Origin of the sequence: Enterococcus raffinosus, from assembly GCF_019175485.1 — a bacterium.
Taxonomy (GTDB): domain Bacteria; phylum Bacillota; class Bacilli; order Lactobacillales; family Enterococcaceae; genus Enterococcus_A; species Enterococcus_A raffinosus.
The window spans coordinates 1,010,138-1,031,274 of the sequence record NZ_CP072888.1 but is presented as its reverse complement, the minus strand read 5'-3'; the positions used below and the strand labels follow the sequence as shown (position 1 = coordinate 1,031,274).

Here is a 21,137-nt window from a genome sequence, read left to right as displayed (position 1 = left end):
GTCACGACAGCACTGATTTGTCAAGATGAGAAAACAGTGGCGCGACTCTCATTTAGCGCAGTATTATAACAGATGTAAAATCTGTATTAAAAAGTAGCGTTTTTTTATCAAATTATCAATTTTACATTCAAAATATAATTTTTTTATTCAATCGAAATTATTAAAATATATTTTTAAAAATAAAAAAAACACGAAAAAAACTTTGTTTTACAAGGTCTTATTAGAATCATTTTAAAATAGCTTGCTCATTAAAAGACAACTGTTATTAATTTACAGTTATTTAATCGCGAACGGTAAACCCTTGATCTGTATTAAATTTTATCAATAAAATCAAGAGATAAAATAGATACAGCTTACAAAAAATCAAAAAAAATCAAAATTTTTATACGGTTTTCAAAAATTGGTAAACCTTAAAAATTCACGCATTTTTCTCTTTTCAATCATTATTTTTTTTTGTAAGAATATTTTTGATTGATTGCACGATATGTTTTTTTCCATTCGAACCAATCAGAATAACATAACACCATTCATCTAAACATGTTGTTTTTTTGTTTACTGACAATAAAAAAAAGTATTTTTTGGTATAATAAAGGCATTGATAATTTAGGAGTGGTCCGATGATTCAAGGAATTGTTTTTGATTTAGATGATACATTATATGAACAACAAGCCCCGTTTGCTGAAGCAATCCATTCGCTTTTTCCCACGTTTCCGACTGAGAAAATGAATGCATTGTTCATCCGCTTTCGCTATTATAGTGATTTCCATTACATGAAATCAATCACTGGGGAGTGGTCGTTGGAAAAAATGCGCTACGAACGTATTCGACTGGCCCTAGCTGATTTTGAATTCTCACCAAATGATTCAGATCTTGATGCCTTTCAAACAGCATATGATGAGGCCTTACAAACTATTTCACTCCCACCAGCGATCTGTACAATGCTAGATTTTTTAGTCGCCCAGAAAACACCACTGGGAATCATTACTAATGGACCTGTGAAGCGGCAAGAGGATAAGATTCATGCGCTACAACTAACACATTGGATTCCTTCAGAAAAGATCATAATCTCCGATGGCGTCCAAATTCAAAAGCCGGATCCAAGGATTTTTAAATTAATGGAAGAGAAACTTGATCTGACGCCCGACAAGCTGCTGTATATCGGAGACAGTTTTGATAATGATGTGGTTGGGGCCAAAGCCGCCGACTGGTCTGTTTGGTGGTTCAATCATCAGTTAAGAGCGATCCCCAAGGGCCAAACAGCGTTGTTTGAAAAGGAGATTACGTCTTTCAGCGAATTGAGTAACGCCATCACCCATAAAAAAAGTTTGCAACGCTGAGCGCTGCAAACTTTTTTACTTTTATTCTCCCAAACTCAAGATTAAGCGAATATCTTCTTCTGTAAGCTTGCTGGATTGTTCTTCATTGCCTTGGATCACTTTTTGGAATAGTTCACGTTTTTCCTGCTGTAGTTGATTCATTCGTTCCTCAATCGTACCTTCAGCAATCATTCGCCAAACTTCAACGACTTTCTTCTGACCGATTCGATGTGCGCGACCAGCGGCTTGCTCTTCCACCGCAGGGTTCCACCATAAATCATAAAGAATAACGGTGTCGGCCCCCGTCAGATTCAATCCTGTTCCCCCTGCTTTTAGTGAAATCAAGAAGACATCTTTTTCTCCTTCATTGAAGGCATCCACCATTTTCAGACGATCAGAAACTTTCGTACTACCTCTTAAATAGAAGCTGGAAATTCCTTCCTCCACAAATTCCTTCTCAATGATGGAAAGCATGCTGGTAAATTGAGAGAACAGCAATACACGTCTGCCATTTTCTTTTGCTGCATGAATCAAGTCTTTGACCTGCTCTAATTTGCCTGAACCGCCCTCATACCCTTCCATAAAGAGGCGGGGATCATCACAAATTTGTCGCAAACGTGTCAGTCCTGCTAAAATACTTACCCGCTGCTTGCGGAAGGTCGCAGAATCCATTTGATCCACTTCTTGCCGCATTCGTTTCAGATAGGCCAAGTAGACGGTTTTCTGCTCTTCAGTCAGGCTGCTTAGAACGTTGGACTCGATTCGCTCTGGCAGCTCTTGCAAGACGGTATCCTTGTCTCGGCGTAATACAAATGGCTGGATCATCTTCGCGATCTCAGACACCGCCAATTGACGGAAACGTCCGATTGGCGGGAAGAATCCTGGCATCACCGTTTGGAATAGTGACCAAAGCTCTTCTAAATTATTCTCAATCGGTGTCCCGCTCAACGCAAAGCGATGCGGGATCGATAGATTTCTTAGGGCACTGGAGGTTTTCGTTGCCGCATTTTTTACCATCTGCGCTTCATCAAGGATCATATATTGATAGCCCATCGCCTCATGCAAATCAATGTCTTGGCGCAGACTCGCATAAGAAGTGATGACCACTTCTTCCGCGTCCGCAAGTAATTGCTCACGCTCACTCCGGTTTCCTGAAACCACTACCGAATTCATACTTGGTGCGAATTTTTTGATCTCAGCCTGCCAGTTATAAACCAAACTTGCTGGCGTTACGATCAGTGCTTTGATCGGCTGCTGAGCTTTTTCAGCTAGTAGGAAGGTGATTACTTGAATCGTTTTCCCTAGTCCCATCTCATCTGCTAAAATTCCGCCAAAACCGTAATCACTAAGCATTTTCAGCCAGCGGAAACCAGCTTCCTGATAAGGCCGCAGTGTTGCGTGAAGTGTATCAGGCAGCACAGCTTGATATTCCTCAGGATGAGTCAGATCCTGTACCATCGTGGTAAAGCTCTCGCTAAACTGTGCCTGCGGGTTATCCTTCAATCGCTGCTCCAGCATAATTCCTTGGCTCTTCGGCAAGCGAATCAACCCATCTTTTGCACTGATGCGTTCCCGTAGCTGACCAATCATCTCACTCGTTTGCTGAAAGGCCTCTGAATCAAAGGACAAGACCTCTCCGTTTTCAAGCGTATAAAAACGATCCTTCCGCAAAAGGCTGTTCAGGACTTGATCAATCTCATTGTCTTTGATACCGGTGACATCAAACTTGATGTCCAGCCATGAGCCTTCTTGATTCACTTCTAAAGTCGGCTGAAATTCCTCTCCATCTAAGAAGAGTTGACGCAGCTTTTTCCCCATTCGTACTTCTGCATAGCGTCTGAATTCTTCTATTTCGACTTTGAAGAAATAGTACAGATTCTCTTTGACCGGCAGCTTCTTCTCAAAGCCAGTATCGATTTTTTGATATCGGTACGTATCAAAGAGGTCTAGAATTTGTTTCTCCTTCTTACTATCCCGCAAAATCTCAACATTATTAGGCAGTTTGGGCTGGTGGGCCTCATTGGTAGAAAAGTAGGCATTCCCGTAATGGAATTCTGCCTCTGCCTTGACCATCCCTTTAATCTTTCGGAAGATTACCACTGCTCGCAGCGGCTCTTCCTTCATAATTTCCGCCACCTCATCAGCTACAATGACACGTCCGATTTTCCGTAAATAAAGAAAGACCTCTGTAAACAATTGTGAAAGCTGTCGTTGCTCATAGGCGATAACTGGTTCTTTCAAGCGCTTCATCAGCTGCTTCAATGTGATATACGTATCCTGCTGCTCATGGGTCATCAGGTAATAGGAATTCTCTACAAAGCCCATGAAATAATTGCTATAGTAGTTCGTAAAACCATCCTCGATTGTTAAGCCAAAATCGTTTTCTCCACGTTTTTCTAGCGTGAAGGTTAACGGCAATTCTTGTCCTTCGTGGACTTCTGAATAGACCTTATCGCCCAAATGAATACTCAAATTCCCCGTTTTCTCCATCGCTTCCAATAATTCCTGTATTCGGTGGACAGGTAATAGAAGGTAGCGCTTGTCTAATTTCCCCTTGACCTGCAGTCCGGCTTTTCCTAATAGCTGATACGTCTCGCTGACTCCAACTAGATCCTCGATCAAATCGCGGCATTTAGGGTCAAAGGCGCCGGCTTCAATCTGGAATTTGTATTGCTTATTGACGGTATAAGCCGAATCCGTTTGATAAGCATGCAAAAAGTCGTACATTTTTTTTACAATGTAGCTGCGTTTGCTTAGATTGCTGCCGATGCGCAGTGACACCGCCAATACATCCAATTCAGGATGATAAGGATTGGTGGGGATCGCTTCGACTACGAATTCAACAAACAAGGATTGCAATGGTTCGGCTTCTTTAGCCAAACGAGAAAAGCCTTGATTCAACAAATCCGCAAAGGACACACTGCTCTCCATTTTCTTAGGCAGCACTGTTTCAGGTTTGATCACACGAGACAGTCCTTTTTCCCGCAAATACAATTCCACTGCTACAGTGTGCTTGCAATAACCATGTTCCTCCCAATAAGGACACGCACAAATATCATTTTCTTTTCCACTGCCATCTAAATCAACCAGATAAAGTTCACTGCCTAATACTTCACCATGCCAAACACGCCGAGCAGGGTCTGCCTCAACGGATAAGACCCGCCCCTCTTTCAAGTACGTTCTGCCGCGTTCGATCACTTTTTCTGGAATACTCCATCTCATTTACGTTTCACTCCATCCTTCTAGCTGGTAACGAATACTGCTGCGTCCCGTTCCGCTAGTTTCCACAATAATTTGTTGTGGGATACGTTCCTTCAACTCTCTTACGTGACTGATGATACCAATCATCCGCCCCGCATTTTCGATGCCTTCTAAGGCCTCCATCGCCATTTCTAACGCTTCTTCATCTAAAGAGCCGAAGCCTTCATCAATAAATAGTGCTTCAATCGTCACGCCGCCAGCTTGGTTTTGAATCACTTCCGCCAGCCCTAATGCCAGAGAAAGTGCAGCAATAAAGCTTTCACCGCCTGACAGTGTATGGGAACTGCGGGTCGCACCGGCATTGTCATCATATACGTTGATCTCCAAGCCTGTATTGCCCTTCGAACGTCCGGTCTCCTGCTTTAATTCAAAGCGATATCGACCTTTCGTGAGCTGATTCAGCTGCTGATTGGCGCTTTGCAGCACCTCAGCTAGATACCATTGCAGCACATAACGCTCCAAACTGATTTTTTGTGGATTGTCCCCGTTCATCGTCTGATACAGCTGGATCATTTGGCTCAATTCATCCAACTGTCCCTTACTTTGCTGCTGGAGCGCTTCGATTGCTTCGACCAGCTCACGCTGCTGACGCAATTGATTTTCCTTTCCATAATGCTGCTGCTGGAATTGGGAGAGCTCTTCTTCTTTTTCCGCCAACTGCTGCTGTAGAGGCGCCAACTCGGGTTTTTCTCGCCCTTTGATGACTGCTTTTAAACGCTCCTGTCGATCTCTTAAAACCAATAACTCTTGATCGAAAGTCGCAATCTCTTTTTCCAATACTGAAAGATTAAGCGCTGGCGCTGTTAAATCGGTCATGTCTAAGCCTGCTTCAACGAATTGTTGCTGTAATTGTTCCTGATACTGCTGCAGACTCTCCGATGTTTCAAGCTGCTGCTTCGTCAACAGCTTTTGGTTCTCTTGCAATCGAATCCGCTGCTGCTCCGTTTCCTTCATCCGCTTTTCGTGTGCTAGAAGTTGTTCACGGTACTCTGACAGGCTTTCTGATAATTCCTTGATACGGAATTCAAGCTCTGCTAATTGCCAAGCAGCTGTCTGCTCTTCTAATCCAGCAATTCTGCCTTGGAGCGTTTGCAGCTCACCATTGATTGTATGAAGACTTGCTTCAGCCTCCTGTTTTTTGGTTCGATCCTCAGTGAGTTCTGTTGTCATTTGTTGCAACGCGTGATCGGCTTCAGTGATCTCAAGCAAAGCCTGCGTTGTTTCAGCCTGTTGCTGTTTGAGAAACTCTTTAAGCTCCGCTATTTCAGCAGCTACCTCTAGCTGATAATACTCCTGGAAAGCCTTCTGGCAATCTTGAAGTTGCTGCTCCAGAGATTCCTGCGCGGCTAAGCGTTCATTTTGCAGGTGGTCAAATGCCTTCATCGCTACTTCATAGCGAGCTTCTGCTTGCTCCTTTTGTAGTTCCAGCTGTTTGATACGAGCTTCTTGTGTTTCGAGTGCTACCTGCAATTGTCCCAGATTTTCCGTAGACATTTCTTCATGCTGTGCAGGATTAGGATGCTCCTTCGAGCCGCAAACCGGACAAGGCTCACCCGGTAGAAGATCCATACTCAAGCGAGCAATCTCCGCAGATGCCCATTGACTCTTTAATTTCTTATAGATTGCTGTTTCACTCGTCAATTGATTGCTAGTACGACTCGCTGTTTCAACTAATTGAGCAAGCTTGATCTGCTGATCTTCTTCCTCTTCCTGTTGATCAAAGATCTGCTTATCCAGCTCTTGCAATTGCAGAATTTTTTGCTGATATTGCAGTTCCTCATACCGTCGCTCCTGCCAAGCTTTTTCAGTCTGCCGCTTGGCTTCCAACGTTTTTTGCTTTTCTTCACAAGCCTTTATTTTCTCATTGATCAACGTCAGTTGGGTTTGCTGCTGGGTCTGTTGTTCAACGAACTCCGCTTTTTGCGTCGTTAGCTTCTCCCTTTGTTCAACTAAAGGCCGAAAAGATTCTAAGCTTTGCAGTTCTTTTTCTTTCGCTGCCCATTCAGACTTACTTTTTTCAAAATCAGCGGTAATTCTTTGGTATTCCGCATAGCTTGTCTCTAACGCCTCTGCTTGTTGTTGATTTTCATCAGCTTCTTGATTTTTCTTTTTTTGAAGAAGTTCCAACTCTTGGACCCGCTCATAGGTCGGTCGCAATTTTTCGATTTTTTGTGCCTGAACTAGTCGACTTTTTTTCTCCGCCTGTTCAGGAAGCTGTTCCTCTAATTCCAGTAGCTGCTGCTGGGTTTCCTCTGCTTGATTGAATTTCTCACAAAGCTCCTGCGCATGCTGGAATTTCTGCTGAAGCGCTTTTTGCTCCGCCTGTTTTCCCGCCAACTCCTTTTGGCTCTTTTGAAGCGCCTGTTCCTCCTCCAAAAGATAATCCTTCGCAAAAATCAGAGATTCTTCATAGGTGGCTCCTTTTTCACTGATAACCTGCTGAAACAGCTGATCAATGCGGGTCGTCAGCTCGCTGACTGATTTTTCCAATTCGCTCTTTTGCTGCTTCAGGCTATCGGTAAAATTACGATAAATATTCGTTCCGAATAAACTGCGTAACACCGTTTCTTTTTCTGTACTGTTGGCATTTAAGAAGGTTCGAAACTCTCCCTGCGGCAGCATCACGATCTGACGAAATTGATCCTTTTGTAAATGCAGAATCTGATAGATCACTTCATTCACCGCATCAACCTTTGTATAGGCCTCCGCTTCTTGACCTGCGTCATTATAAATACTCAGTTGAACTTTTTGATTCTTCGTTGTCTCGCCTTTACCGTTTTTCTTAGCCAATGTTTGTTTAGGCCAGCGCTCAATCGAATATTGCCGTCCTTGATGTTCAAATAGAAATTGAACGCGGGTTTCTTCCGTGGGCTCAGCAAAGGACGAGCGAATTTCATTTGATGAGCGGACCCCACCGGAAGCATCTCCGTATAAAGCAAAGGTGATGGCATCAAAAATCGTAGTCTTGCCCGCACCTGTCTTTCCACTGATCAAAAACAGCGGCGCATCAGACATTTCTTCAAAGTCCACTTCTTCATGAAGAAACGGACCGAAATTTTCCATGATTATTTTCTTCGGAAGCATTCGCTTGCGCCTCCTTCTTTAAGGATCGTATGTAAGCCCTCTTCGATCCATTGCTTTTGTAAGGTTGTTAATTCATTTTGCGAAACGTCCATAAAAAAATCTTCGGTTAAGGCAATAGGAGACTTTTCCTTGATATTTTCTGTTTTCAGTCGAGCTTCGACTGCTGTTTCAAAGCCATTGGCCCGTTCCACTTGAATAATCCGCGGATAAACCTGGCGCAACTGATTCATTAAGTTGGGGATTACCGCTCGATCTTCTAAGAGGATCGAGAGATAATTTTTCCGATCAATAGCAGAATAAAACGTCGGATCTAATAAAGAAGCAAAGCTCGTCTGCAGCTCCTGAATCTCGTGCAGCGGTGTTACCTCCCGAAAAGAGAACTCTCCCGTTTCCGTCTCCACGATCCAAACCCCTTTTGTTTGATCCTTTTCTGATAGAGAATATTTTAATGGCGAGCCGCTATAGCGAGCATTCGCGAGCTTCAACGCATCCTTACCATGAAGGTGTCCCAGCGCCACATAGTCAAACGCCTCTAATAAAGTACCGTTGATCCCGTCAAGGCCACCAACCTCAATCTTCGTTTCAGAGTCTGTCTTGCTGCTCCCTGCAACGAAAAAATGACTCACCAATACATGACTTTTCGCTGGATCAAAAGATTCCTGGATTTTTTTTATTACTTTAGGCATTGCCTGCTGAATCGTTCGCAGCTCAGGGTCTTCGAAATAAATCCGTGCGTCAACGGGTTCAAAATAGGGCAAAAGATAAAATTGTGTATCCGCCATTTCGATCGGAGTGAAAGCTTCTGCCAAGCGAGTGTGAAGATGGAAATTCGCTTGATTGAACCAGGGCGCCCCCGTAGCTAAGCGGGTCGCACTATCATGATTGCCTGAAATCGCCAGCAAAGGAAACCCCTCATGCAAGTTCCAGTCTGCGATTGTTTGATTTAATAACCGGACACTCTCTTCAGACGGTACTGACCGATCATACAAATCTCCCGCGATCACGATGGCATCCACCGCTTCTTCTTTTGCGATTTTTTTGATTTGATCAAGAATGTATGCTTGATCTGGCAGTAAATCATACCCGTGAAGCTTTTTTCCGATATGCCAGTCAGCCGTATGTAAAACTTTCATTGATCCACCCTTTTCCTCATTTAGTCCTTCCCAAAAGTATAACACGATTCAGCATTTTTTTCTGCTAAGCAAGTGAGTATCGTTTCATAAAAAGCTTTCTCTTCAACGAATTTTGCGCTACGATAAATCAAGTGACAAAAAAAGGAGGAAATTTTGTGCCAATTGGTATTATTATTAATTCTTTATCCATCATTATCGGAGGGCTTTTGGGTGGCTTCTTAGGCCATCTACTCTCTGAAGATTTCAAAGTGCAAATCACCTTGATCTTCGGCGTTTGTTCTATGGCGATGGGGATTCCCAGCATTAGTCAAATGGCGAATATGCCCGCCGTGATCTTAGCCATCATTTTAGGTACGTCATTAGGACTGCTCTTAAATTTTAATCAAAAGATTAATGCGGCAGCAACCTTGATGCAAAAACCCATCGCGAAATTCCCACAGCAGGAGTTAAAGCTTTCATACGACGACTACATGAGTACACTCGTCACTATTGTCGTTCTTTTTTGCGCTAGCGGTACTGGAATATTCGGCAGCCTAACAGAAGGAATGACGGGAGATCATACGATCCTAATCGCAAAATCAATTCTCGATTTCTTTACCGCTGCGATTTTCGCCTGCAATATCGGTTATGTAGTCTCTGTCATCGCGATCCCGCAGTTCCTCATTTTTTTCAGTTTATTTTTAGTCGCGACAGTCGTTTTCCCTTTGACTACGCCAGCCATGATCCTGGATTTTAAAGCCTGCGGCGGTTTTTTAATGCTTGCCACCGGTTTTCGTATGATTAAGGTCAAGATGTTCCCGACCGCTGACATGATTCCGGCGATGCTCTTAGTGATGCCTATCAGTTGGATATGGACCACTTGGATTCTTCCCTTATTAGGATAAACAAAACAGGTATCCTCTCATTTTTGAGATGGATACCTGTTTTATTTACCGTTTATGGCTGAACTACTCAGCGTCCTTTTCTTTAGCCACATATTTATAGTTTGGATTAATCTCATGATCCAGCTGATCGAACGCACCTTGAACTCTACGCTCTACTTCCGCCAAACCAGCCTTATCCATTTTCTTGATATCAGAAATATCGATCGGATCGCCATACCGAATAATCACGGGAGTCCGTTTGAACAGGTGTGAGAATTTAGTTGGTCCTTGATAAACGGATGGAACGATCGGTTTCTTCGATAGACGTGAAATCAAAGCCATTCCGCCTTTTAACTCAGAGGAATGGCGCGTACCGCTTGGAAACATGATCAAGCCTTTATCAGAATCCTTCAACATTTTTACTGGTCGTTTTACAACGCTGGGACCAGGCTTATCACGATCCACAGGAAAAGCATTCAAATGGACCAAGATAAAACGTAAAATCGGATTTTTGAAGAGCTCCGCTTTAGCCAAGAAGCTGAATTGCTTTGGTGATGCGCCGAGCGCCATATAAAACGGGTCCCACCATGTTCGGTGAGGAGCGACCAAAATGTAATTTCCTTCTGGCAATTTCTCTTTATTTTGATAGTGCGCATTGCCATTGATGATGGCTAAGAGGACGCGAACGATGACTCGAATAAATTTAAAAAACATTTTTTCTTCCTTTCAGTGTACTCACTAAACGTAGTATAATACAACGGTATGATTTTTTTAAGGGGGCAAAAGAAATTGTTAAGAAATGGTGAACGGATCGATCAGCTATACGCCGAGGATATCCAAATTATCCAAAGCTCAGAAGTCTTTTCTTTCTCGATCGATGCAGTCTTACTAGCAAATTTCGCTCGTGTACCAAAACGCGGCAAAATCATTGATCTTTGCGCCGGAAATGGGGCAATCGGGCTTTTTCTGAGTCGAAAAACAGCCGCAACCATTGATCAGATCGAACTCCAGCCTCGCCTCGCTGATATGGGACAGCGAAGTATCGCTTTGAACCATTTAGAAGAACAAATGACAATGCATGAACTGGATCTCAAAAAAACCTTTGATGTTTTCAGAGCGGACTCGACAGATTTAGTGGTCTGCAATCCGCCTTATTTTAAGGAGCTGCCTACTAGTCAAAAAAATCCGAATCCCCATTTAGCGATTGCTCGCCACGAGATTCACGCGACACTAGAAGATGTCGTCAGTGTCTCTGCAAAGCTGTTGAAAATGAATGGTCGTTTTGCGATGGTTCATCGTCCGGACCGCTTTTTGGAGATCGTGGATTGTCTGCGTGCCAATCGTCTCGCACCTAAACGGATCCAATTCGTTTATCCTAAACCAGGAAAAGAAGCCAACACCCTTTTGATCGAAGGCATCAAGGATGGCAAAAGCGAAGGGCTGCGTTTTCTTCCACCATTATATACGTATGACCAATCCGGCAGCTACTCAGCCGACTTACAGGAGATGCTTTATGGCAACTGATCAATTCTTTTATGTCCTTCTTTGCAGGGATCACAGCTTTTACGGTGGATATACGACGGATCTGACACGGCGTTTAGCGGAACACAACGATGGAACAGGAGCGAAATATACGCATCCCAAAATCCGCCGACCTGTGCAAATGATCCATGCCGAGCGCTTTGAAACACGCAGCGAAGCAACAAAAGCCGAAGCTGCCTTTAAAAAACTCCCTCGTAAACAAAAGGAAAAATATATACAAGACAACCAAAAAAAGAACGTTTTGTGATCCCTCACAAAACGTTCTTTTGATTATACCCCTTTTAAAATTTCTTTTGCGATCAGGTGGCAATAATGAACTGAGCCAACATCGTTTGGATGGACTTGATCATCATAGAACCAGTCTGGATGATCGTTACTGAAATCATACCAGTTAATCAAATGAACATTTTTATATTCCTTTGATGCAGCCTGTAAATTCGCGTTCACATCATTCTGCCAACGTCGGGTTGGGACATGGGTATTGATAATGAAGACCTCATGCTTATCTCCCAAGACATTCATGATCTGAGCAAAATCGTCTTTGCTGAAGACACCATTTGTTCCTAAACTCAATAGGACAGTATCGTTCAACTCACCCTTGTCCTTCAACGCTTGCAAAAGTGGCGGACTGTCTTTCAGTTGTCGTCCGACTTCCCCATCTACCACCATATTAGGGAAAATTTCCGTTAATCCTTTTGAACCTGCTAGTAACACAGAATCCCCGAAAGCTGTCACCTTTAGATTTTTTGCTTTAGTGATTTCACGATTGCTAAGATTGTACTTGTCCCCTAAGCTTTTTGGTGCTTCCGAACTGCTGGTGGTCTCCTCTGTTGGCGCACTTCCAGCAGTGGAATCACTTGCCGAAGGTTGTACTTCTGTTTTATTTGCAGCCTTCTTATTTTGTTCAATCTGCTTTTGCAGTGCTTGTTGATTCGCATCGACCTTATTTGTCGGCGCGATAATCACTCCGACAACGGCAATTATAGTAAGCACGCTCGAAAAGATAAAACCGATTTTTCTGCGGCTTTTTATTGGCGCCCAAAATGATTGCTTCAATGAGACGAAGGTTCGACGGTAATTGAAGCGACGCAGCGGTGTCTCCACATATCGATAAGAGAGCTCTGTAACAAAAAGAATCAGAATCACTTCCATGATCGTATGAAGAAAGGTATGGTTTGCAACATTGACCTTTGCTTCATAGAAAATCATTACAGGAAATTGATACAAATAAATCCCGTAACTGCGTTTTCCGATCCATGAAAAGACTGGGTTCGTCAACCAACGATTCCAGCTTGCTCCCGGATGTGCCGTAATAGCCACGAGTAAAACACTTAATAAGCTCACTAAGAACATCCCGCCGTAATAAACGAAGGACCAATCATCTCGCATAAAGAGAAAGGCAAGAACTAATAATAGCAGTGAGCCTAATCCAATGCCGTTTAGTATCCGTTTCGCCTGCCGTGGAATCTTGGCTTTCAGTCGAGTACTTGGCCAAATAAAGGCCAATGCCCCACCTAATAGGATCGAGAATAAACGAGTATCTGTGCCGTAGTAGATACGCGTTGGGTCTTGCCCCGGAACGAACCAAACCGCCATTAAAATAGCAGATAGAAACGCTGCTGCGATAATCCCCAGAAAGACTTTCCCCTTATTTTTCACCAGCTTCATCAGTAAAACAAACACGATCGGCCACAAAATGTAGTTCTGTGTTTCCACGGCCAATGACCAAATATGGGTAAAGGGAGATTCGCCAGAAAAGCGGTCAAAGTAAGACATCCCATGATTGATCTGCCACCAGTTGTTTACATAGAACAAACTGCTTATGACGTTGCCTCGTAAATTATTTAATAGGTTTCGCTGAAACAATGTTATGTACGCCGAAGCTCCAATCAGCATTGTAACCAACGCAGGATACAAACGCTTCATCCGTCGATAATAGAATTGCTTGATATCAATTCGGCCGGTCTGCTTCCATTCCTGCAATAATAAATCTGTGATCAAGTAGCCAGAGACCACAAAAAAAACAGGAACCCCTAAATATCCGCCCCGCATTTGCGCAGGCATCAAATGATATAAAATTACGCCGATTACCGCTAGGGAACGAATCCCATCAAACCCAGTAATATAGCGACTATGCTTTAGTCTTTTTCCCATAAGTTTACTTTCCAACTTTACTATAGAATATCAAATTAACTATACGTATTATTCTGACAAACTGCAACATTTTCTCAATAAAAAAAGTATTTCCTAAATATTTTAGTTTTTAACGGAATGAGGTTTGATGAGAAACTTCTATTCAGCTAGTTCAAATTTGATGAATTTTTCTTCATTCATGTGACATTCTGCTTAATGCGGCACAAGCTGGAGCGCTCTTTAGTCCGTATGCACTCTTTGAACATTTCATACTGAGAATTGACAAAAAAAAAGACTCCTGCTGGAAGAAGCAGGAGTCACCGTCATTTCTCCGTCAAAGAAATTGGGTAGTTATTTTACAAAACAACCATGTTGATAATTTAACATTAAATTTACCGTTTGTAAATATTCTAAACATATATTCCTGTAATAATTTTCTCTTTCCGCTAAATGATTATCAAACGGCACGATTGTTTTTTAAATTTTTTCCAACATTTCTTCAATCGAACGATTTAACCAATTTCGACAGCCTATTACAAAAAAAGTCGAGACGTTTGCCCCAACTTATTAATCCATCGATTCTTCGTAAAAGCGTCCCATGATTCGTACATTTTCTGAGATACTTACAAAGGCATCAGGATCATTTTCCCGCATGATTGACTCCAGTACCGGCAATTCAAAGCGGGTAACGACGGTGAATAAAACGGTCTGCTTGTCGTGCTTATACGCACCTTCCGCTTCGTTGATGATCGTGATCCCGCGACGCATTTGATCTTGAATGGCATTGATTACTTGATCGGGACATTTCGTAACGATCATGACCTGCATTTTGCGCTGCTTTGTATAGAGTGCGTCGGTCAATTTTCCGCTCATAAAAATTGCCAGAGCTGAATAGAACATGTATTGCCAGCTAAATAGAATTCCAGCCATCAGCATGATCATAATGTTAAAAATGATTGAGATCGAGCCAACGGAAGTTCCTGTTCTCTTACGAATTGTAATACTCAAAATATCCAATCCGCCAGAAGACAAGCCGTTCTTCAAGGCAAAGCCGATACCGACACCCATGATCGCCCCGCCAAAGATCGCACAAATGATCGGGTCTTCTGTTAATGTCGTCTGTGGAATAATATGGATGAAGAACGACGTTAAGAAAACAGTGATGAACGTAAAAATCGTAAACTTATGACCAATCTTGAACCATGCTAAGAAAAACAACGGCACGTTGATCAAAAATAAAGTGATAGAAACTGGTACAGTAAAGCCGATCACGCGATGTGACAAGGTCGTTAAGATTTGCGCGAAGCCGGTCGCTCCACTGGAATAAATATGTCCTGGTTGGTAAAAAAAGTTTACGGCAATCGCCGCTAAAAATGCATAAACCACTGCGACAGATAATCGGGTGGCGTAATCGTGATGGGGCCACTCCTCTATCTTCTTTTTCATCATGTCCTGTCCGCCTCATTTCAAAATTTCACTCACATTATACGTATTTTCATGAAAAAAAGAAAGCACCTACCATGATGGCAGGCACTTCTCTTAGTATATTCTTAGAGTTATGGGAAATATGAAAAATTTAATCAACGAACTTTCACACATGATACTCTATAGATAGATTTGCAGACTAGCTTTTCTGCTTATTCTTCGATTTTTGTTACATCAATGCTCAACTCATAAAGCTGTAATGGCGATACGGTACTTGGCGCATCAGACATTGGGTCTGCCGCTTTCCCATTCTTAGGAAAGGCGATGACTTCACGAATATTGTCTTCACCAGCCAAAAGCATCGCAAAGCGATCCAAACCAAGGGCGATACCGCCGATTGGAGGGAAGCCATAATCCAATGCTTCCAATAAGAAGCCGAATTGCTCATTGGCACTTTCGCGAGTAAAGCCTAATGTTTCAAAGACTTGCTCCTGTAATTCACGGGTGTTGATACGTAATGATCCGCCACCTAATTCGTAGCCGTTCAAGACAATATCATAAGCCTGCGCATAAACCTTTTCAGGATGCTCCTTCAAGTTTGGAATATCTTTTTCCATCGGCATCGTGAATGGATGGTGAGCAGAAACGTAACGACCAAGCTCTTGATCAAACTCAAATTGCGGCCAATCAACAACCCACAGATAATCAAAACGATTTTCATCAATCAAGCCAAGCTCTTTCCCAACTTTTGAACGAACTGCGCCTAAAGCAGTTACTGCTGTTAAGAATTGATCCGCCGCAAACATCAAGACATCGCCTGCTTCGGCATTTGTTGCCTTTTTCAACTCTTCACTGACGCCGCCCATGAATTTCGCGATTGGGCCAGTTAGCTCGCCATTTTCATCCACTTTGATCCAAGCCAAGCCTTTTGCTCCGAATTGTCCAACGAATTGACCTAAGCGATCCAATTCCTTACGAGAATATTTGTCCGCCGCACCTTTTGCGTTCAAGGCTTTAACCACGCCGCCGTTGTCAGAAGCCATACGGAATACTTTGAAGTCTGTCGCAGCAGCGATATCGGTAACATCGATCAATTCCATGTCAAAACGTGTATCTGGTTTGTCTGACCCATAGCGTTCCATCGCTTCATCCCAAGTAATACGTGGGAATGGCAGCGTTACTTCAACGCCGCGAACATCCTTCATTACTTGCGCGATCATCGCTTCTGTATATTCTTGAATCTCTTCAGCCGTTAAGAAGCTTGTTTCGATATCGATTTGAGTAAATTCTGGTTGACGGTCCCCACGTAAATCTTCATCACGGAAACAACGAACGATTTGATAATAGCGGTCAAAGCCAGCCGTCATCAATAATTGCTTCAAAATTTGTGGTGATTGAGGCAATGCATAAAAATGTCCCGCATGCACACGTGAAGGAACTAAGTAGTCCCGCGCGCCTTCTGGTGTAGATTTCGCCAAGTAAGGTGTTTCAATATCTAAGAAATCATTGTCATCTAAGAAGCGACGAACTGATTGCGTTAAGCGGTGGCGCATCATTAAGTTTTGTGTCATTTTCGGACGACGCAAATCCATGTAACGATATTTCAAGCGCACTTCATCGCTGATATTTTGTTCATCTTCGATTGAGAATGGCGGCGTTTTTGCACTATTTAAAATAGTGATCGCTTCACCCTTCACTTCATAATCCCCAGTCGCCATTTTCTTGTTCACGGCACCTGGATCACGACGGATAACTGTCCCTGTAATTTCAACAACAAATTCGCTGCGGCATTGATCCGCAATTTCCCAAGCCGTTTTTGATTCTTCTGGGTTGAAAACTACCTGTACAACCCCTTCACGGTCACGTAGATCGATAAAGATCAATCCGCCTAAATCACGACGTTTTTGCACCCACCCTTTTAATGTTACCTTTTGATCCAAATACTCATCGGACACGCGTCCGCAATAGACAGTACGTCTAGCCATTTTTTCATTCCTCCATTTATTTAAGTAATCTACCTTGTTAAAAGTAAGATTTATTTCATTTAATCAAGCTTTGGCATGGTCATTTCATCATAGATTGCTGCAAAGTCTTCATAAAGATCAGCTAGTGGAAAAGCTTTTTCTTCCCGAGTCGCAGAATCCTTCACATTGATGACGCCTTTTGCCAACTCATCTTCACCTAAGGTTAGGACAAGCTTCGCGCCTTCCTTATCAGCCGTCTTAAATTGCGCTTTTGCTTTTCTTCCCATAAAATCCCGATCTGCTGAAAAACCAAAGCCGCGAATCGCTTGAACGACCTTCAAACTCTCCATATTTGTTTCCTCGCCAAGTCCTACTACATAGGCATCAAGACTTGCCGCACTTGGAATCATTACGTCTTCTTGTTCCAGAGTTAATAGAATCCGTTCAATCCCCATCGCAAAACCGATACCTGGTGTTTCCGGTCCGCCCAGTTCTTCTACAAGTCCGTCATAACGTCCACCACCACAGATCGTTGTTTGTGCCCCCATTCCAGGAGCATCACTCATGATCTCAAAAATCGTGTGGTTATAATAATCCAAACCACGAACCATCCGGTGATCGATTTCATAGGAAATATTCAAATATTCCAATGTCTTTGTGACACCTTCAAAGTAGTCCTTTGCATAATCGCTTAAATAATCTAAGATGCTTGGCGCATCCGCAACAATTGGCTGATCCTTGCGATCTTTACTGTCTAGGACCCGTAACGGATTTTCATGTAAACGACGACGAGAATCTTCGCTTAACTCTTCTTCATGCGCCTCCAAATAAGTAATTAACGCTTGACGATAGTTTGTACGCGTTTCTTTGTCTCCCAAAGTATTGATCACTAAACGTAGCTGATTGATCCCCAGTTGTTTAAAGAAATCCATCGCCATCGCCATTACTTCAACATCCAAGCTCGGATTTTCACTGCCAAAGGCTTCTACACCGATTTGGTGGAATTGACGCAAACGGCCTTTTTGCGGACGTTCATATCGAAACATCGGACCTGTATAGTAAACCTTATAAGGCTTCTTGAATTCTGGTCCAAACAATTTATTCTCAACATAAGCCCGTACAATTGGTGCCGTTCCTTCAGGACGAAGCGTCACATGACGATCCCCTTTGTCGTGAAAATCATACATTTCCTTTGAAACGATATCTGTCGTATCCCCAACGCTGCGGGCGATGACTTCATAGTGTTCAAAAATCGGTGTGCGGATCTCTTGATATTGGTAGTCGCTGAATACTAAGCGGGCAGTCTCTTCGACAAACTGCCATTTTTCGCTTTCTCCCGGTAAAATATCATTGGTCCCTTTTGGTCGCTGATAACTCATGGTTTATCTCCTTCATATTGATGTATTTATTTTAACTTTGCAGAAAAGTACGATTGCTCTTCAAGCCAGATACCCTTCTGTAGAGGTGTTATACCTTGGATTAAAAATTTGTACGTTTTGGTAAAAAGAACTCGCAGCTAGCTCACAAGTAAGGAAATCATTTTTCCAAAAGCGGGAAAAATGAGCTTATCTTCGTACGCATACGATTCTGCTATACTACTTGTTCATTAGACTGCTACAAACTTACAGCTACCTTTCAAACGTTAAAAGCTGCAAAAAACAGAACTCGCAGCTAGCTTATTAATAAGGAAATCATTTTTCAAAAGCATGAAAAATGAGTTTATTTTCGTACGCATATCATTGCACTATACATCTTGAGCTAAAATTTACCTTATATAATGAATATACTTTCTCAACAGGCAAACTGCGAAAAGTGCAACTGACAAAAAAAAGCCCTTGTTCGTGTGAACGAACAAGGGCGAAAATTATCGCGGTACCACCTATTTTTTAAAAAAGAGTCTCCCTCTTTTTTCTCTAGCAATTAACGCTTGCGTAACGGAGCGGCTTTGCACGCGCTCATCTCCAGACTGTCTTTCAATTACTTTTCACGAAATTGCTTTCAGCCAAGGCAATTTTTTCTGTACGTTTTTTCGTAATTTACTGGTTCCTTCACAGATATTTCATTGATATTTTTATCTCTTCTTAAGCTACTAAAAAAAAGCATGAAAGTCAAGTGATTTCATGGGTATATCTGAAGTTCGAAAAAGAATAGTCGCTTTTTTTCATACTTTATTTTAAACTTGAAAAAGAATGATCGTTTCTTTAAAGAAACGAAAAAAGCAAGGAGCGGATACTATATGACAGATGTACGAATTGGAAAATCACGAGTCTATGCAAGCGACCTAGGTCTAGGAACGAATGCCGTAGGTGGACACAACCTTTACCCGAACTTGACAGATGAAATTGGAAAAGACGTTGTTCGCACTGCCATCAATAACGGAATAACTCTATTGGATACCGCTTTTTCTTATGGACGTGGCCGTTCAGAAGAATTGATTGGTGAAGTTTTGCAAGAGCCTGAGTTTGATCGCTCCCGTGTGATTGTAGCGACGAAAGCCGCTCATGACATGCAACAGGACGGAAAGTTTAATAACTCGCCAGAATTTCTGCGCAACGCGGTAGAGGCTGCCTTGCAACGACTTCAAACGGATTATCTAGATATTTTCTATATCCATTTTCCTGATGAGACGACTCCGAAAAATGAAGCAGTTGCAGCGTTACATGAGCTAAAAGAAGAAGGTAAAATTCGTGCGATCGGTGTTTCGAACTTCTCATTGGAACAATTAAAGGAAGCCAATCAAGACGGCTATGTCGATATCGTTGAAGAACGCTTCAGCCTGATCCACCGTGAACATGAAAAAGAACTGTTTCCTTATTTGAAAGCCAATAAAATCAGCTTCGTTCCTTATTACCCACTAGACTCAGGTTTATTGACAGGAAAGTACAGTGAAGAAACAACCTTCGAAGCCAGTGATCTGCGCAGTAAAAATCCAGACTTCAAGGGAGAACGTTTCGCAGAGATCATCAAAAAAGTTGATCAACTAAAACCTATTGCGAAAAATTACGGAGCTACTGTTACACAGCTAGTCTTGGCTTGGTACATGAAGCACCCGCAAATCGACGTAGTCATTCCTGGCGCAAAACGCCCAGACCAAGTCGAAGCAAATGCCAAAGCCGTGGATATTCGATTATCGACGGAAGATTTCGAAGCAATTGATCAACTATTTAAATAGAAGAAAAAGAACGAAAAGCTCTTTCTCTTTTTCTTAAATTCGATAATAATAAGCAAAAGCGAGTACGTATGTGCTCGTTTTTTGCTTTTTAAAGGCTCGCTGAATAAACCCTATGGGCAAAAAAAGCACACCGTTATCTCCTTCCAGTCAATAGTTTCTTGACTTTTCTCTCCCATTTTCTTTTCTCGCGTCCCTGTTCAATTTCTTCTTGCGTTTTGCCGTGACGTCTTTCAGAGCTTTTGGGCTTATGTGCCGTTGCGGCGGCTGACTCATTTGGCGGCAGCTCCCAAGGCAGCGGGTACTTCGCATCGATCTGATCAGCGATTTCCTGATAGTTCAGCTTGCCTTTTTTATTTTCATTCGAAGGTTCTGCCAACACCGGTTCCTCTTCAGACGGTTCTTTTTTCTCAGAAGTCTGACATTTTTCATCCGTTGATTCCAACTCAGCTGTTTCTTCTTGTTCCGGTTGACTCACTTCATGCTGCGTATCGAGACAGGTTTTTACACTTTTGAATTTCACATATTCCGCAAAACGACGAATGCCACCCGTTTGGAAAATGGTCAAGGTTGTCAAAATTTCCAATATTTCCGCCGTTTCACTTTCTTGTCCGTGCGGGACCTGTTTCGTGTCACGTAATGTCCAGGCATATCTTTTCCCGTTGCCATCTTTAAAAACCGTCGCAAGATCAAATTGAAACGCTGTCTTCTCGAAGGTCTCAGCGGCTCTCTTTATCAATAACTTCCTATAAGAACGAGCTTGTTTTGTCAGCTCTTGATACTCTTCTTCGCTCTTAAACAGGCGATCAATGACCGTCTGCCATTCTTCTACACCTACAAAATAATCGCGGAAATAGGCGCAATGACGACGTAAGGTGTCATTAGGTGCAGCGGTCAGAAAAATCTCACGAATTAGCTCTGGGAACAGGTAGGCAAAATCCCCCACAGAAAGTGCGTCACGTACCAAAATAGCCACTGCCGCCTCTACGATCTCTGCCGCATTTTTTGTTTGTTCATAGCGCTGAGTCACGCGTTTTTCCAAGCTCTTTCTCAACATACCAAAAATTTGTCGCTGCCCTAACAATGCCTCTTTCATTCGTTTCATCCTCCATTCGTTGTTTTTGATTCCTTTGTAGTAATAATTCTTATGTAACCGTTCACAAAAATATTTTATACATAAAATAACTCCGAAGTAAATAGGTTTTATGAAGTATTCACTAATGATAATTTATTTAAACCTTTTGGAT

At 42.5% G+C, this 21,137-nt stretch carries 14 protein-coding genes and 1 other annotated feature; of the genes, 5 read left to right on the top strand and 9 right to left on the bottom strand.

Annotation, left to right across the window (positions count from 1 at the left end; genetic code table 11):
• Nucleotides 1-617: 617 nt before the first annotated feature.
• The gene (locus J9537_RS05035) at nt 618-1,337 is read left to right on the top strand and encodes an HAD family hydrolase (protein WP_218256956.1); all 720 of its coding nucleotides are present in this window, start codon (nt 618-620) and stop codon (nt 1,335-1,337) included.
• 21 nt (nt 1,338-1,358) lie between these two features.
• On the opposite strand, the gene J9537_RS05030 is transcribed toward J9537_RS05035, so the two are convergent.
• From J9537_RS05030 to J9537_RS05020, 3 genes are read right to left on the bottom strand one after another with little or no spacing between them, the layout of a single operon-like run.
• Nucleotides 1,359-4,538 (bottom strand): DEAD/DEAH box helicase, encoded by a 3,180-nt coding sequence (locus J9537_RS05030; RefSeq protein ID WP_218256955.1) that lies wholly within the window; start codon nt 4,536-4,538, stop codon nt 1,359-1,361.
• Nucleotides 4,539-7,661, bottom strand: a complete 3,123-nt coding sequence (locus J9537_RS05025; RefSeq protein ID WP_218256954.1) for an AAA family ATPase — start codon at nt 7,659-7,661, stop codon at nt 4,539-4,541.
• Nucleotides 7,643-8,794, bottom strand: a complete 1,152-nt coding sequence (locus J9537_RS05020; protein ID WP_218256953.1) for an exonuclease SbcCD subunit D — start codon at nt 8,792-8,794, stop codon at nt 7,643-7,645. The genes J9537_RS05025 and J9537_RS05020 overlap by 19 nt, the downstream gene beginning before the upstream one ends.
• Nucleotides 8,795-8,949: 155 nt before the next feature.
• Between J9537_RS05020 and J9537_RS05015 the strand changes: the two genes are divergently transcribed.
• Nucleotides 8,950-9,678, top strand: a complete 729-nt coding sequence (locus J9537_RS05015; protein ID WP_218256952.1) for a DUF554 domain-containing protein — start codon at nt 8,950-8,952, stop codon at nt 9,676-9,678.
• 63 nt (nt 9,679-9,741) lie between these two features.
• Here J9537_RS05015 and J9537_RS05010 read toward each other — a convergent pair whose 3' ends face one another.
• Nucleotides 9,742-10,371, bottom strand: a complete 630-nt coding sequence (locus J9537_RS05010) for a lysophospholipid acyltransferase family protein (protein WP_010746509.1) — start codon at nt 10,369-10,371, stop codon at nt 9,742-9,744.
• A gap of 75 nt (nt 10,372-10,446) precedes the next feature.
• Here J9537_RS05010 and J9537_RS05005 point away from each other — a divergent pair, with 75 nt between their 5' ends.
• Together J9537_RS05005 and J9537_RS05000 are read left to right on the top strand one after the other, a co-directional pair.
• The gene (locus J9537_RS05005) at nt 10,447-11,181 is read left to right on the top strand and encodes a tRNA1(Val) (adenine(37)-N6)-methyltransferase (RefSeq protein ID WP_218256951.1); all 735 of its coding nucleotides are present in this window, start codon (nt 10,447-10,449) and stop codon (nt 11,179-11,181) included.
• Nucleotides 11,171-11,446: a GIY-YIG nuclease family protein gene (locus tag J9537_RS05000; protein ID WP_218256950.1), complete on the top strand. Its 276-nt coding sequence runs from the start codon at nt 11,171-11,173 to the stop codon at nt 11,444-11,446. The genes J9537_RS05005 and J9537_RS05000 overlap by 11 nt, the downstream gene beginning before the upstream one ends.
• Nucleotides 11,447-11,469: 23 nt before the next feature.
• Here J9537_RS05000 and J9537_RS04995 read toward each other — a convergent pair whose 3' ends face one another.
• The 4 genes from J9537_RS04995 to hisS all read right to left on the bottom strand — a co-directional run bounded on the left by J9537_RS04995 (nt 11,470) and on the right by hisS (nt 18,100).
• Nucleotides 11,470-13,353 carry an acyltransferase family protein gene (locus J9537_RS04995; protein ID WP_218256949.1) on the bottom strand — a complete coding sequence of 628 codons (1,884 nt, stop codon included), beginning with the start codon at nt 13,351-13,353 and terminating at the stop codon, nt 11,470-11,472.
• Between the two features lie 546 nt (nt 13,354-13,899).
• On the bottom strand, nt 13,900-14,778 hold the full coding sequence (locus tag J9537_RS04990; protein WP_218257331.1) for a YitT family protein: 879 nt from the start codon (nt 14,776-14,778) through the stop codon (nt 13,900-13,902).
• 191 nt (nt 14,779-14,969) lie between these two features.
• Nucleotides 14,970-16,742, bottom strand: a complete 1,773-nt coding sequence (aspS, locus tag J9537_RS04985) for an aspartate--tRNA ligase (RefSeq protein ID WP_218256948.1) — start codon at nt 16,740-16,742, stop codon at nt 14,970-14,972.
• Nucleotides 16,743-16,801: 59 nt separating this feature from the next.
• The gene (hisS, locus tag J9537_RS04980) at nt 16,802-18,100 is read right to left on the bottom strand and encodes a histidine--tRNA ligase (RefSeq protein ID WP_218256947.1); all 1,299 of its coding nucleotides are present in this window, start codon (nt 18,098-18,100) and stop codon (nt 16,802-16,804) included.
• Between the two features lie 471 nt (nt 18,101-18,571).
• Nucleotides 18,572-18,782: a binding site (T-box leader), on the bottom strand.
• Between the two features lie 175 nt (nt 18,783-18,957).
• Between hisS and J9537_RS04975 the strand changes: the two genes are divergently transcribed.
• Complete coding sequence (locus J9537_RS04975; RefSeq protein ID WP_218256946.1) at nt 18,958-19,893, top strand: aldo/keto reductase; 936 nt, start codon at nt 18,958-18,960, stop codon at nt 19,891-19,893.
• Nucleotides 19,894-20,026: 133 nt separating this feature from the next.
• Here the strand turns inward: J9537_RS04975 and J9537_RS04970 are convergent, their stop codons facing one another.
• Entirely contained in the window at nt 20,027-20,986 is a 960-nt protein-coding gene (locus tag J9537_RS04970; RefSeq protein ID WP_218256945.1) for a hypothetical protein, read from the bottom strand.
• Nucleotides 20,987-21,137 lie beyond the last annotated feature (151 nt).

Excerpts from the sequence above, each read along its gene's own strand:
- hisS (WP_218256947.1), bottom strand. The coding sequence starts at position 18,100 with ATGAGTTATCAGCGACCAAAAGGGACCAATGATATTTTACCGGGAGAA.
- J9537_RS05000 (WP_218256950.1), top strand. The coding sequence starts at position 11,171 with ATGGCAACTGATCAATTCTTTTATGTCCTTCTTTGCAGGGATCACAGC.
- J9537_RS05010 (WP_010746509.1), bottom strand. The coding sequence starts at position 10,371 with ATGTTTTTTAAATTTATTCGAGTCATCGTTCGCGTCCTCTTAGCCATC.
- J9537_RS04970 (WP_218256945.1), bottom strand. The coding sequence starts at position 20,986 with ATGAAAGAGGCATTGTTAGGGCAGCGACAAATTTTTGGTATGTTGAGA.
- J9537_RS04990 (WP_218257331.1), bottom strand. The coding sequence starts at position 14,778 with ATGAAAAAGAAGATAGAGGAGTGGCCCCATCACGATTACGCCACCCGA.
- J9537_RS05025 (WP_218256954.1), bottom strand. The coding sequence starts at position 7,661 with ATGCTTCCGAAGAAAATAATCATGGAAAATTTCGGTCCGTTTCTTCAT.
- J9537_RS05035 (WP_218256956.1), top strand. The coding sequence starts at position 618 with ATGATTCAAGGAATTGTTTTTGATTTAGATGATACATTATATGAACAA.
- J9537_RS04995 (WP_218256949.1), bottom strand. The coding sequence starts at position 13,353 with ATGGGAAAAAGACTAAAGCATAGTCGCTATATTACTGGGTTTGATGGG.
- J9537_RS04975 (WP_218256946.1), top strand. The coding sequence starts at position 18,958 with ATGACAGATGTACGAATTGGAAAATCACGAGTCTATGCAAGCGACCTA.
- J9537_RS05030 (WP_218256955.1), bottom strand. The coding sequence starts at position 4,538 with ATGAGATGGAGTATTCCAGAAAAAGTGATCGAACGCGGCAGAACGTAC.
- aspS (WP_218256948.1), bottom strand. The coding sequence starts at position 16,742 with ATGGCTAGACGTACTGTCTATTGCGGACGCGTGTCCGATGAGTATTTG.
- J9537_RS05020 (WP_218256953.1), bottom strand. The coding sequence starts at position 8,794 with ATGAAAGTTTTACATACGGCTGACTGGCATATCGGAAAAAAGCTTCAC.